Source organism: Nitrospira sp. MA-1, assembly GCA_032139905.1.
GTDB lineage: Bacteria > Nitrospirota > Nitrospiria > Nitrospirales > UBA8639 > Nitrospira_E.
On record JAQJDB010000002.1, the window covers coordinates 12,222 to 25,494 of the forward strand.

Here is a 13,273-nt window from a genome sequence, read left to right on the forward strand (position 1 = left end):
CGGAGAACGACTCAACTTATGTCATTGATGAACGACAATGTAAACCGCCGAGGCCTGGATACCTTCGATTGGTGTTTCCTGGGTGTCATTATGGCCATCATCTCTTTGGGCATCGTATCCATTTATAGCGTCACCAATACCCAGGCAACAACTGGAATCCCCATTTATCTAAAGCAAGCCACATGGATGGTCGTCGGCTCCTTAGCCTTTTTGGTCGCGGTAGGTATTGACTATCACAAACTCGCTCGTTTTTCATATCTGCTCTATGGGATTGGGCTAATCTTACTTATTTTCGTGTTAATCGCAGGCAAAACCAGTCGAGGTTCCCAACGATGGATTCCACTTGGCCCCTTTGCGGTGCAGCCTTCAGAATTCATTAAAATTCCTCTGCTACTCATGCTGGCTACTTACTATGGGACAACCACCCGCGAAGGCTGGGTGCGTCGATTGATCATCCCCGGGATCATCGTGCTTCCTGGCTTCTTACTCATACTTAAGCAACCAGACTTAGGAAGCAGCCTGGGCTTTCTGGCCATTTTTCTTGTCGTCGTTCTCACGGTGGGGATGAAATCCAAAGCCTTTGGGTTTATCGTATTGGCAGCCCTCATGCTTTTCCCGTTTGCCTGGGGCGGGGTCTGGGGTTCCCTTCACGAGTACCAACAGGATCGGATTCTCAGCTTTGTCGATCCCAATTCTGATCCGGGAGGCAAGGGTTATCACGGGCTTCAATCGCGCATCGCTATCGGTTCCGGCCAAATTCTGGGAAAGGGCTTATATGGGGGCACCCAAACTCAATTTAAATTTCTTCCCGAAGGCCATACAGATTTTGTATTTGCGGTTTTTGCCGAAGAATGGGGCTTTATGGGGTCAATGGTCTTACTAGCCTTATATATTCTCTTGTTTTTGATGGGTTTAGAAATCGCGTTTAAAGCCAAGGACATCATCGGAGCACTCCTGGCTGTCGGAGTGGTAACCATGGTGGCCTTTGGAGTGGTGGTGAATATTGCGATGACATCAGGGCTGGCTCCTGTAGTGGGCATTCCACTCCCCCTCATGAGCTATGGAGGCAGCGCCATGGTGGTGAATCTCACAGCTTTGGGGCTCTTGCTCAACGTAAAACGGAGACGCCTGTCACTGCTTTAGGTATCATGTACCCTGCGGTTTGGTTTTGATAGTGTTGGACTGGTTATCGCATAAAGAGGGAAACAGGGAAAAATTCAATTCAGAAAATTCCAAAATTCCGTGGATTTTCACCACACTTGCAGGAACAAGGAAGTGTATACACAGAACCATCTTCAGTTGGTTCCATACAGTACTCAATTACAATTATTACCAGAAGGGGCACGAAGCTATCTCAGATTTTGACAGGCAGATCCAACAAATTGGCTCCGCCCCACCAGGAACATCTCTTCACCAAAGAGGTGTCGAGGAATAGCTTCTGGTCCCTTCTGAGAATATAGGAGATAACCATGGGAGTAGAAATTGCGATTAGTGTCACTCGTGAAGAAACACGGGTTGCCGTGCTCGACAATCGTGTCGTAACAGAATTGTATGTCGACCGTCCAAGAAAAAAAGACTTTGTGGGAGACATTTACAAAGGCAAGGTCATTAAAGTTCTGCCTGGTATGCAAGCGGCCTTTGTCGATATTGGACTGGATCGGGCCGCGTTTATCCACGTATCCGATCTTTCGGTCGGAACCGAACCCGGGGATACCCTCGTGGATAGTGAAGAGGATGAACGAAGTCAAGACCTCCCGCGTCCACGACGCCAAACTGCACGCCCCATTGAAAACCTGTTGACAGAAGGCCAGGAACTTCTTGTGCAAATTTCCAAAGGCCCCATCGGTACCAAGGGACCTCGGATTACCACATACGTCTCCCTTCCCGGACGATTCTTGGTCCTCATGCCCAATGTCGACCATATTGGCGTGTCGCGAAGAATTACAAAAGAAGAAGAGCGCCATCGTCTGAAGGACCTCATGCGGCGCATCCGGAAACCCGAATATGGATACATTGTCAGAACCGTGTGTGAAGATGTACCGGAAGACGATCTCCAAACCGACGTGAGATTCCTCACAGCATTATGGGAAGACACGCTTAAAGCTGCCGGTAAACAACCAGCCCCGTCCCTCTTGCATACGGATCTCTCCCTCCCGCTCCGGGTGGTACGGGACTTATTCACCAAAAAAGTCGATCGTCTGCTAGTTGACGCAAAACCGGACTTTGAGGAAGTCAAAGATTTTGTCCGGCGCTACCTTCCGGAACAAGCCTCCCGCGTACATTTTTATGACAAGAAGCAGGAAGGGTTATTCGATCACTTGGGTATCGAATTGGAAATTACCCGAGCCCTAAGCCGGAAAGTCTGGCTCAAATCCGGAGGGCACATTGTCATTGACCACACAGAGGCCATGACTGTGGTAGACGTTAATACGGGACGGTTTGTGGGGAAACGCGACCAGGAAGAAACGATTTTAAAAAACAATTTGGAGGCCGCGAAAGAGATTGGCTACCAGATAAAATTACGCGGCATTGGCGGCATTATCATTATTGATTTCATTGACATGGAACGGGAACGGAACCGTGAAAAAGTGTACCAGGCTACATTGGACGCTCTGGCGGGGGATAAGGCTCAAACCCGTATCTCACGTATTTCCGATCTTGGGCTCATTGAAATTTCCCGTGAACGAGTCCGTGAAGATCTCTTACGGACGTTATCGGAAATTTGTGGTGACTGCGAGGGAAGAGGGTACACCAAATCTACCATGACCGTTGCGTATGAAATTTTTCGGGATATCCGGCGCATTGGAATTACTCGGGGACAACCCCAACAAATTGTGGTCGGTGCCAACCCCAAAGTCATTGAGCTCATTTTCGAAACCGAGCACAGTAGCATTGAGCAACTCGAACAGGAATTCCAACAACAAATATTATTTGAGGCAGATCCATTACTGCACCTTGAGCAATATGACATTGTTGTAGTAGGGAAATTGGCGTCACGCGCCGAATCTCGGACCGCGTCCTAGGAGTCTACTCTGTTAACTGTACCATTTGCCTCCATGCACAGAAAGGAGAGGAGACCCAAATCTCTGCTTCAACTCTTGAAAAATCCGGAACTCTCCATCATCCGGAATCGAAGGTGGAATAATTTTTGGGTAGAGCGCCATGCGGACAGACCATCTGACGGTGGTCTCCAGACGCATAATCCCTATCCTCACAGAGAATCTGAATGACCTCACCCTTACAAGGATGGTTGGAACTTTTGGCAGTCAAAGGACTTGGCCCTGTCACTTATACCAGACTCATCAACCGGTTCGGTTCGCCTGAAGCCATTCGCTCCTCGAACGCCCACACACTCGAATCAATCGGGGAAATTTCTCCCTCATTGGCCAGGGCTCTTCATCAACCTATATCTACCGATACACAAAATCAGATTGCCAAAGAATTGCAGGCCGTTCAGGATGGGCGATTCTCCATCCTGACACTCGTGGACGCACTCTACCCGCCTCGATTAAAAACCATTACGGATCCTCCTCCGTTACTCTGGTATACAGGCCAACTCCAGGACCGCGATCAACAGGCCCTTGCCGTAGTCGGCTCAAGAAAAGGCTCGCACATCGGACGGACATTCACGCGACAACTGAGTGGCGATTTAGCTGCACTGGGCTTTACGATTGTGAGCGGCATGGCAAGAGGAATTGATGCGGCAGCTCACGAAGGAGCACTGGCCACATCCGGGAGAACCCTGGCCGTGCTTGGATGTGGCATCGATCAAACCTACCCGCCTGAGCACGATCCGCTACGGCAACGCATTGAACAACATGGGGCCGTTCTTTCTGAATTTCCGATGGGAACCCCTCCACATTCTTACCATTTCCCTCAACGTAATCGGATCATCAGTGGACTCTCACTTGGTGTGATCGTCACCGAAGCCACCTCGCGTAGCGGGTCCCTCATTACGGCTCGAATGGCCTTAGAGCAAAATCGTGAGGTCTTTGCCGTACCAGGAAATGTGACCAATACATTAACTCGTGGCCCTCACCGCCTCATTAAAGAGGGCGCGAAATTAGTCGAAAATTCTTTAGATGTTGTGGAAGAAATTCTTCCTATGTTAGAACCCTCCTTCCGGGATCAACTAGAGAAACAACACGGCGCATGTCAGCCTCAAACGTCCACGCCTGCACTAGGAGCAGAGGAACAACATCTATTTGATTGCATTTCACTGGAGCCTGTTTCCCTGGACGATTTAATCAATCAATGTTCCTATGCCCCACCTGAAGTGATGAGCATTCTCTTGTCTTTGGAGATCAAGGGGCTTATAAAGCAGATACCGGGCCTACAGTATCTCAGGATGAGCATTGGATAGTACATCAACATGTCAATTGTGCTCGTGAACCATTCATGATTTTCATCACGGTCTATGCCTAGATCACTCGTCATGGTCGTATCGCCCATCAAACCACTATCCAAGTATCTTGGACGCCATAACCAAGATTGGCATCTGTGGGGCACCTTAAATGCGCACGGAAGAGTAAACCGGGCATTAACCGCGAACACAATTTTGACGGTGCTGTCGCAAAAAATAGATTTTCAAGATACGCCACTGGTTTTCCTGTTGGACCAAGTTAAAAAACACCTAGTAAAATTCGCAACTTTTATCTGTCAGACACGGAGTTACATCCCCTTATCGCCATCCAAAACATTTTTTGCGACAGAACCGTCGGCAGGTTAGCCTTGGCGGCTGACTGAAACGGCTGCGCCCGCTGGAAAAAATGACTTGAACACCCAGCCTAACTTGCCTCTACCCTACGTCATCATTATGATGAGCACGCGAAAAAACCAGTCGCATCGCGGCAGGTGGATTGTGACGGCGCCATTTTTACCCTGAGTTTGTAGTGAATCTTACACGTGTGAGAATCAGTTTCCCTTACATCAAAGATGCAAAGGAGCCTTCCCCGATAGGGGTTGCTAATGAGTAAATCGCTGATAATTGCCGAGAAGCCCTCTGTTGCAGCCGACATCGCGCATTCCCTTGGCGGACTGAAACGTGAGAAGGATTATTTTGAAGATGACGACTATGTTGTCACCTCAGCCGTTGGACACCTACTTGAAATCAAAGCGCCTGACAACGTAGAGGTCAAACGTGGCAAGTGGTCTTTTGCCAACCTGCCGGTCATTCCCGATCACTTTGACCTGAACCCAATCGCCCGCACCGAGGACCGGCTCAAGTTGCTTGCCAAGTTGATCGGCCGCAAGGATATCGACCGAATTATCAACGCCTGTGACGCCGGGCGCGAAGGCGAGTTGATCTTCAGGCTGATTGTCCAGCACACGAAGGCCAAGCAACCGACAAGCCGGCTTTGGCTGCAGTCCATGACGCCCAAGGCCATTCGCGAAGCGTTTGAGGAACTGCGCGATGATGAACAAATGAAGCCGCTCGCTGATGCCGCCCGCTGCCGAGCAGAAGCAGACTGGCTCGTTGGCATTAACGGCACCCGGGCTATGACAGCGTTCAACTCCCAAGACGGAGGGTTTTACCTCACCACCGTTGGCCGGGTTCAAACACCCACCCTCACCATCGTCGTGGAGCGCGAGGAACAGATCAAGCAATTCCTCTCGCGACCCTACTTTGAAGTGCATGCCCAGTTTGATGTCGAGGCCGGACAGTATTCAGGTCGCTGGTTTGAAACGGAGTTCAAAAAGAATGACGAAGATGCGGAACGGCGCGCAGAGAGACTTTGGGACCGCAATCAGGCTGAAGCAATCAGGCAGGCCTGCCAGAGTCAGCAGGCGGTGGTCACTGAAGAAACCAAGCCGACCACGCAAAGCGCCCCAATGCTGTTTGACCTGACCAGTCTGCAACGTGAAGGCAACGCCAGGTTTGGCTTTTCGGCCAAGACAACATTATCGCTGGCGCAAGCGCTCTATGAACGCCACAAAGTGTTGACGTATCCAAGAACCGATTCGCGCGCGCTGCCGGAAGATTATATCTCTACCGTGCAAGATACACTGGCCATTCTGCGTGATGAGTCGAGTGAGCGTTTGTCAGCCATGACCGGCGGCAGCGCCGGCAATCCGATAGGACCGCATGCGGCAAAAATTCTGAGCAATGCCTGGGTCCAACCGAACAAGCGCATTTTCAATGACGCGAAAATTTCTGATCACTTCGCCATTATTCCCACATTGCAGGCACCCAAGAACCTTAGCGAAGCCGAAGCCAAGATATACGACCTGGTCGTGCGTCGATTCATGGCGGCCTTTTTCCCACCTGCAGAGTTTCGAAACACCACCCGCATTTCCCAAATTGGCAGGCACCACTTCAAGACTGAAGGCAAGGTGATGGTCAAGCCGGGTTGGTTGGCAATTTACGGCCGTGAAGCCATTGCTGGTGAGGGCACACTCGTAGCGGTTGGGGAGAATGAAAAAGCCACGGCCAGCGCTATCGAGGTTCGCGACATGGCAACCAAACCACCGGCCAGATATACCGAAGCCACACTGCTTTCTGCGATGGAAGGCGCCGGGAAGCTGATTGATGATGATGACTTGCGCGAAGCTATGTCCGGGAAAGGTTTGGGCACACCGGCAACCCGCGCAGCGATCATCGAAGGCTTGATTAGTGAGAACTATCTATTGCGCATAGACAAGTCACTGATGCCCACCACCAAGGCCTTTCAATTGTTGACCTTGTTGCGCGGACTGGGGGTGACCGAACTTACGATGCCGGAACTGACCGGCGAATGGGAAAGCAAGCTTTCGCAGATAGAACGAGGGCAGTTGGACCGCAAAGCGTTCATGCAACAAATCAGCAAGATAGTTGAACAAATTGTTGCGAGGGCCAAAAACTACGGCGCAACAACCGTTCCAGGCGATTACTCAACATTGCAATCACCCTGCCCCAAATGCGGCGGCCTGGTCAAAGAAAACTACAAACGGTTTTCCTGCACACAGTGCGATTTTTCAATTACGAAAATTCCCGGCAGTCGTCAATTGGAAGTACCCGAAGCAGAAATTCTGATTGCCGAACGCAAAATTGGTCCGTTGCAGGGATTTCGCAGTCGGCTGGGCCGACCGTTTGCGGCAATCCTCAAACTGAACGATGAACACAAGCTTGAATTTGACTTCGGTCAAAATGATGACGATGAAAACAGTGAACCGATTGATTTTCACGGCCAGGAATCACTGGGCAGTTGCCCGAAGTGTCAGTCATCGGTTTATGAACATGGAATGAATTATACCTGTGAAAAGGCGGTCGGCCCGAACAAGACTTGCGACTTTCGAACGGGCAAAGTCATACTGCAACAGGAAATCGAACCCCCTCAAATCAGAAAATTGCTGAGCGAAGGCAGAACCGAATTGCTGACCGGCTTTGTTTCATCACGAACACGTCGCAAGTTCAAGGCTTACCTGAAACGCGGGGATGACGGGAAAGTCGGCTTCGAATTTGAGGCCCGTAAACCCAAGGCCGGCGACGATCAGGGCGCGAGCGGCAAAAAGTTGGCCGAGAAGAATGCCGAGACTAAGACTAAGAAACCGGCGGCAAAAAAATCAACTGCTAAGAAACCAGCTCGTACGGACAAAAAACTCAAGCCCCGCTGATGAAATATCGCGGAACCCGGCCGGTTTGGAAACTTCCTGACCTGCTCTCATTTCCCTGAATGCAAAACTACAACCTGGCTCAATTTTTAATTGAAAAAATCAGGAAACAAACGGGAAGGAAGATACTCTGTCACAATGGGGTATGAGGAGATAGCGGCACAACGGAGAAGAACCAGAAGACAGACAGCTTAGGATCCGACGGCGGGCTTGATCCCTTTCTGATGCTCAAAGACTTTGATAGGCTCACCTTTGCCGTGAATAAACTCTTCGGTCACCAACACCTCTTTCACCTCGGCCTGCGACGGCAGCTCATACATCAGGTCCAACATCACCGACTCTAAGACCGCCCGAAGTCCACGCGCTCCGGTTTTTTGCAGATGGGCTTTTTTGGCAATCGCCAATAGCGCCCCATCGGCAAACTTCAATTTCACTTTATCCAAGGACAATAACTTCTGATATTGCTTGATCAGTGCGTTTTTGGGTTCCGTTAGAATGCGGACCAATGCCGGTTCATCCAATTGATCAAGAGCCGCGATAATCGGCAGGCGACCGATAATTTCAGGAATTAGCCCATATTGAAGCAAATCTTCCGGTTCCACTTTAGAGAATAAGTCACCAATTTTATGTTGCCCGCGTATCTGCACATCGGCGCCAAAGCCCATCCGCTTTTGGTTCAACCTCCGCTCAATGATAGAATCCAACCCTACGAATGCCCCGCCACAAATAAATAAAATATTGGTCGTATTGACTTGAATAAACTCCTGATGAGGGTGTTTTCTTCCCCCTTGAGGCGGAACATTGGCTACGGTCCCTTCAATGAGTTTTAGCAACGCCTGCTGAACACCCTCACCGGAGACATCCCGCGTAATTGAAGGGCTATCGGCCTTGCGGGTAATTTTGTCAATTTCATCAATGTACACAATTCCCCGTTCTGCACGCTCAACTTCATAGTCGGCAGCCTGCAGAAGTTTCAAGATAATATTTTCAACATCTTCACCGACATACCCGGCTTCTGTCAGCGTCGTCGCATCCGCAATCGTAAACGGAACATCCAGGTAATGGGCTAATGTCTGGGCAAACAAGGTTTTTCCCGTCCCCGTCGGCCCGACAATCAGAATATTGCCTTTTTGAAGTTCGACATCCCCGATTTCATTTGCTGAAATACGTTTATAATGGTTATAGACCGCAACCGAGAGAACCTTTTTTGCCTTGTCCTGTCCGATTATGTATTGATCAAGATGTTGGTGGATATCCACCGGCTTGCACAGCTTGGCGGAAATCTCCTGGCGAGACTCCTGCCAATCCTCGGAAATAATCTCATTGCACAAGCCAACGCATTCATCACAAATATAGACCGTCGGCCCCGCAATGAGTTTTCGAACCTGATCACGGTTCTTGCCGCAGAAGGAGCAACGAAGATTGGCTTCGGACTTCGCTTGTCTCGCCATAAAAAGTGCCTCCTTTGCCCTTAATCCTTACTTTTTGAACCTGACTTCGTGTCGTCCTTGTGCCCCTTCTCCTGACTTCGGACGATGACCTCATCAATTAATCCGTACGCCTTGGCTTCTTCCCCTGATAGAAAATAATCCCGTTCCGTGTCTACAGAAATTTTATCCAGAGGCTGCCCTGTGTGAAAGGCCATAATTTCATTCAATTTTTCGCGGATCTTTAAAATCTCCCGGGCATGAATATCAATCTCCGTCGCTTGGCCCTGAAATCCTCCCATCGGTTGATGAATCATGACCCGTGCATTGGGAAGAGCGAAACGCTTACCTTTAGTCCCTGCTGTTAATAACAAGGCGCCCATGCTTGCCGCTTGGCCTAAACAGATGGTGTTGATGGGCGATCTCACATATTGCATCGTATCATAGATACCCATCCCAGCCGTCACACTTCCGCCAGGTGAATTGACATACAAATGAATGTCCTTTTCCGGGTCTTCGGATTCCAAGAACAACAGTTGAGCGATGATGACATTCGCAAACATATCATCGATCGGCGCTCCAACAAAAATGATCCGATCTTTTAAGAGGCGCGAATATATATCATATGACCGTTCACCTCGATTCGTTTGTTCAATAACCATCGGAATGAGCATTCCCTGAGACCTCCTCGTGTTGTAAATAGGTATCAAATACAGATATCAAAAACAGGTGTATTCAGAAGGATCGCACTACGCGTTACCCCTGAATGACCGCATTTTGATAGACAAACTGCAAGGCTTTTTCCGCCTTCATCCGCTCACGAAATTCCTCCTGAGCCCCCTGCCCTCCAGCTTCGACCATGCGTTGAATTTCACCAACCGGGAGCTTTAAGGAGGTTGCCAGTTTTTGAATTTCGGCGTTCACCTCATCCTCAGTCACATGAAGTCCTTCTTTCTGGACGATCGCATCCAGAACCAAACTCAGCTTCACACGCCGTTTGGCTTCCGGATGCAATTCTTGTTGGAGTCGCTTGGCCTCTTCTTGTAATCGTAATGGCTCTTCCACATCATCTTCACGATGAGTATGTCGATGGTTTTTCAGCATTTTTTGACGAATGAGCGTCTGGAGCTCCCGTTCAATCAAAACCTCGGGAATTTCAAAGTGATGCATCTGCAACAAGCGTTCAATCACCTGATCTTTATACCCTTCTTCAAGATCCTGTTTCAGGAAAGTATCCAATTGGGTGTTGATGGTGGTTTTGAGGTGTTCCAGTGAATCGTAGTCGCCGCAATCCTTGGCGAATTCATCATCCAGTTCCGGGAGTTTCTGCTCTTTCACGGCATCAACAGTCACCTTGAGGACCATCGTCTTTCCGGCAAGGTGCGAATCAGGATGATTGGCGGGAAAGGGTTGCGGGATATCAATCATATCCCCGGCCTGTTTTCCGATGAGAGACTCATCCAACTCCACACCCAGAATCGGGGACTTGGACCCAATGTGAAGAAGATGCCCCTTTTTCTGGGTCCCTTCCAAAGGCTGGTCCTCCACAAACCCCTCAATAGACAACACCGCATGCAATCCTTCACGAAGAGGCGTTCCATCAGGAACCACGTCAAGCTGGGCATGTTGCTCCCGTAGGCTCTGGAGAGCCTTATCAACTTGATCATCTGTGACCGTCCGTGCATCCCGTTTCAAGGAAATAGGATTCGGTGGTCGATAGTCGCCTAATTGAATAGTGGGCTTTATTTCCACCGTCGCCGTAAAAGTAAATGGACTATTGGACTTCACTTTCATGCGTTCCAGTGGGGGAATATCAACGAGGATAGGAACTACCCCGGCTTCCTTCACCGCTCGCTGGTAATAATCGGGCACCAACCGTTGCACGACATCCTGCTCCACGAGATCGGCATACCGTTTTTCTAATAAGGCTATTGGCGCTTTCCCTGGTCGAAATCCAGGAATTTTGGCTTCACGCCTCAACTGGGCATACACCTTTTGAAATTCGCTTTTTACGGCTTCTTCGGGAACTTCGATTTTTAACGACCGCTTGACCGGCCCGAGCTCTGTCATTTCTAACTTCATAAGACCATTCATCCTTGTAAAAGGGCACAATAAAGATTATTGATGTTAAGAATTGGTGCGAGAGGGGGGACTTGAACCCCCACGGTTTACCCACGAGATCCTAAGTCTCGCGCGTCTGCCATTCCGCCACTCTCGCCCGTAACCGTTTTTGCTTCACTCCATAGCTTCTATAAGAGGTTCTTCCTCTGGAATGATCAGGGGAAATAAGCCCCTGTCTTCTACGGACCCTCCCTATTATAAAACGTCTATCTCCTTCAGGCCATCCTAAAATTCCGGTAAAGAACACAGTCCTCCGGAGAGCGCCGCAACTTACACCCGGATCAAGCGGGGAAATATTCCGATGGATATGATGATGAAGGATTCACCAGAACCCCCCTTAAACCAAATCATAGCCCCAATAATTATATTAGAACAGACAAAAGACCACCCGCGCACCCTCAAAGGAAACGAACGCTACAGAGGTGATTTCTCAACCCTCCTATGGATAACCCCTCTTGATCGGCTCGAATGAGTTGGGTAAGGTAACACTCTATGAACTTAAAACAGCTCTATCAAGATATTTATCAGAAATATCTTGAAAAAAAAGATGATCATCAGGGGTATGACTTTCAAGAGTCCCCGGTAGGGTCCGCAACTCCGCCGTCACCCACTTTTGCGGATACCATCAAATGGTGGACATTGAATCGTCCCAGTCGGCTACAAAAAATCAGGCAAGACCGAGATCAACGGCAACAGGACATTATCAATATTCAATCCCCGCCTCCAGCCAACCGGTAAGATCCGCGGAGCATCTTCTCGTTTCATGCAGAGTTTCATTCAGGCCACAGGTCGCCTTTACCACCAAGCCCTGTTCGCCTCGATCCAGTCCTTCACTCGGGCGTGGATCCTAATCCCCGTCCTCCTTGCCTATGCCCTAGGCCTCATTCTGGTCACCTCCCTCATTGCTCCCCTTGGAATGATCGGAGGGTTTATCCTGGGTGCCCTCAATGCCCTTGTCATCGGATCTACCCTTAGTCTAACCGAACAGGCTGTCCTGGGGGCGCGTCGTGTGAGTTGGCCGGATATCCTGCCAAGTATGGGGCAATATTTTTGGGAAGTCATTTCTGTTGGATTTATGGTGTGGTTTCCCTTGTTATTCCTCGAAATGGGTCTCCAGACCAATCCCTACCAACCACTGATTGCCACAGCCGTATTTTTCCTAATTTTTGTGCTACTCAATCCAGTACCGGAAGTAATTTACCAGAGCCGGAACGGATCCGCCCTCGAGGTTGTTCGGGAAAGTTATGAATTTGTCGTCGAAAATTGGATCGAATGGTTTTTACCCGTGGGCATCGTCTTCGGACCATTCGGCCTGACATTTTTCTTTCAAATGTCCAGTCAGGCGGGAAGGCGTGGGGGGTTAGACTTCTGGCATCTCATTACGTTGCCATTTTCCGTGTTATCCGAGTGGCTCTCTTTGTTGGGGGTGTCTTCCGATGTGAGTTTTGTTATCGTCCTCGGACTTACTCCCATTGTGACGGTATTCACGCTCCTCTTTCGAGGCCATTTATTTGCCGCCCTGCATCGATCTTCCCGACGCCAACGGATGTTCCAATCCCGAATCTCCTAAGTAAGAAAGGAAGAAGATAGCATGAAACATAAGGAGTGAGGAGCCAGAGGCAGGGTGGATACGCGCCCTTTATCCCTCTTCGCTCTACTCTAACTATTCCCTTCACTTGCTTGTCGCTCTCAGACCCCCATGGTAAGATGGCAACCTTTCACCAAACAGATCCTCGGTGAAGAAGACAACAAAGATGGGGTTAATAGATCCCCTCCAAAAGACAAACGGCTTCATCAGAGGTTCAATCGCCGCAAAGTAGATACCCATTCGCGGAGAGGTGCGAGAGTGGCCGAATCGGCGTGACTGGAAATCACGTGTGCCAGCAATGGTACCGTGGGTTCGAAACCCACCCTCTCCGCCATATTTGGTCCGTCGCGAGAATCAGGAAATCCTCAGAGGAGGATAGAGCCAGTCCGTGAGGCGATGGACCATCGAGACTGCATTTAGGGGCTGGGCCCTGTGCGACAGAATCCTGCAAACCCCGCCAGGTCCGGAAGGAAGCAACGGTACGTGGGCTAGTCTGTGTGCCGCAGGATCACCTGGCCCCGACTAACTTTATGGGCTGCCTCTCCGT

9 protein-coding genes, 2 tRNA genes and 1 other RNA gene are annotated in these 13,273 nt (G+C 49.8%); 8 read left to right on the plus strand and 4 right to left on the minus strand.

The features are described from left to right. The first annotated feature begins 18 nt into the window (after positions 1–18). From rodA to PJI16_00875, 4 genes are all read left to right on the plus strand, one after another. The gene (gene rodA / locus PJI16_00860; protein ID MDT3776111.1) at positions 19–1,143 is read left to right on the plus strand and encodes a rod shape-determining protein RodA; all 1,125 of its coding nucleotides are present in this window, start codon (positions 19–21) and stop codon (positions 1,141–1,143) included. 326 nt (positions 1,144–1,469) lie between these two features. Further along, positions 1,470–3,023: an Rne/Rng family ribonuclease gene (locus PJI16_00865; GenBank protein MDT3776112.1), complete on the plus strand. Its 1,554-nt coding sequence runs from the start codon at positions 1,470–1,472 to the stop codon at positions 3,021–3,023. 203 nt (positions 3,024–3,226) lie between these two features. Then, on the plus strand, positions 3,227–4,363 hold the full coding sequence (gene dprA / locus PJI16_00870) for a DNA-processing protein DprA (GenBank protein MDT3776113.1): 1,137 nt from the start codon (positions 3,227–3,229) through the stop codon (positions 4,361–4,363). Positions 4,364–4,968: 605 nt separating this feature from the next. Further along, positions 4,969–7,593 carry a DNA topoisomerase III gene (locus PJI16_00875; GenBank protein MDT3776114.1) on the plus strand — a complete coding sequence of 875 codons (2,625 nt, stop codon included), beginning with the start codon at positions 4,969–4,971 and terminating at the stop codon, positions 7,591–7,593. A 188-nt stretch (positions 7,594–7,781) separates the two neighbouring features. Here PJI16_00875 and clpX read toward each other — a convergent pair whose 3' ends face one another. The 4 genes from clpX to PJI16_00895 form a co-directional block, all read right to left on the minus strand. Beyond that, the gene (gene clpX / locus PJI16_00880; protein ID MDT3776115.1) at positions 7,782–9,041 is read right to left on the minus strand and encodes an ATP-dependent Clp protease ATP-binding subunit ClpX; all 1,260 of its coding nucleotides are present in this window, start codon (positions 9,039–9,041) and stop codon (positions 7,782–7,784) included. 20 nt (positions 9,042–9,061) lie between these two features. Then, on the minus strand, positions 9,062–9,691 hold the full coding sequence (clpP, locus tag PJI16_00885) for an ATP-dependent Clp endopeptidase proteolytic subunit ClpP (GenBank protein ID MDT3776116.1): 630 nt from the start codon (positions 9,689–9,691) through the stop codon (positions 9,062–9,064). 82 nt (positions 9,692–9,773) lie between these two features. Further along, positions 9,774–11,099 (minus strand): trigger factor, encoded by a 1,326-nt coding sequence (gene tig, locus PJI16_00890; protein MDT3776117.1) that lies wholly within the window; start codon positions 11,097–11,099, stop codon positions 9,774–9,776. A gap of 53 nt (positions 11,100–11,152) precedes the next feature. Next, positions 11,153–11,235: transfer RNA gene (locus tag PJI16_00895), tRNA-Leu, on the minus strand. A 395-nt stretch (positions 11,236–11,630) separates the two neighbouring features. Between PJI16_00895 and PJI16_00900 the strand changes: the two genes are divergently transcribed. The 4 genes from PJI16_00900 to ffs all read left to right on the plus strand — a co-directional run bounded on the left by PJI16_00900 (position 11,631) and on the right by ffs (position 13,247). Further along, positions 11,631–11,876: a hypothetical protein gene (locus PJI16_00900; GenBank protein MDT3776118.1), complete on the plus strand. Its 246-nt coding sequence runs from the start codon at positions 11,631–11,633 to the stop codon at positions 11,874–11,876. 25 nt (positions 11,877–11,901) lie between these two features. Further along, the gene (locus tag PJI16_00905; protein MDT3776119.1) at positions 11,902–12,708 is read left to right on the plus strand and encodes a hypothetical protein; all 807 of its coding nucleotides are present in this window, start codon (positions 11,902–11,904) and stop codon (positions 12,706–12,708) included. A gap of 262 nt (positions 12,709–12,970) precedes the next feature. Further along, a tRNA-Ser gene (locus PJI16_00910) sits at positions 12,971–13,060 on the plus strand. An 87-nt stretch (positions 13,061–13,147) separates the two neighbouring features. Further along, positions 13,148–13,247: signal recognition particle sRNA small type (ffs, locus tag PJI16_00915), an RNA gene on the plus strand. Positions 13,248–13,273: the final 26 nt, after the last annotated feature.

Coding starts and splice junctions, on each gene's coding strand:
- rodA (MDT3776111.1), top strand. CDS start 19: ATGTCATTGATGAACGACAATGTAAACCGCCGAGGCCTGGATACCTTC.
- PJI16_00865 (MDT3776112.1), top strand. CDS start 1,470: ATGGGAGTAGAAATTGCGATTAGTGTCACTCGTGAAGAAACACGGGTT.
- dprA (MDT3776113.1), top strand. CDS start 3,227: ATGACCTCACCCTTACAAGGATGGTTGGAACTTTTGGCAGTCAAAGGA.
- PJI16_00875 (MDT3776114.1), top strand. CDS start 4,969: ATGAGTAAATCGCTGATAATTGCCGAGAAGCCCTCTGTTGCAGCCGAC.
- clpX (MDT3776115.1), bottom strand. CDS start 9,041: ATGGCGAGACAAGCGAAGTCCGAAGCCAATCTTCGTTGCTCCTTCTGC.
- clpP (MDT3776116.1), bottom strand. CDS start 9,691: ATGCTCATTCCGATGGTTATTGAACAAACGAATCGAGGTGAACGGTCA.
- tig (MDT3776117.1), bottom strand. CDS start 11,099: ATGAAGTTAGAAATGACAGAGCTCGGGCCGGTCAAGCGGTCGTTAAAA.
- PJI16_00900 (MDT3776118.1), top strand. CDS start 11,631: ATGAACTTAAAACAGCTCTATCAAGATATTTATCAGAAATATCTTGAA.
- PJI16_00905 (MDT3776119.1), top strand. CDS start 11,902: ATGCAGAGTTTCATTCAGGCCACAGGTCGCCTTTACCACCAAGCCCTG.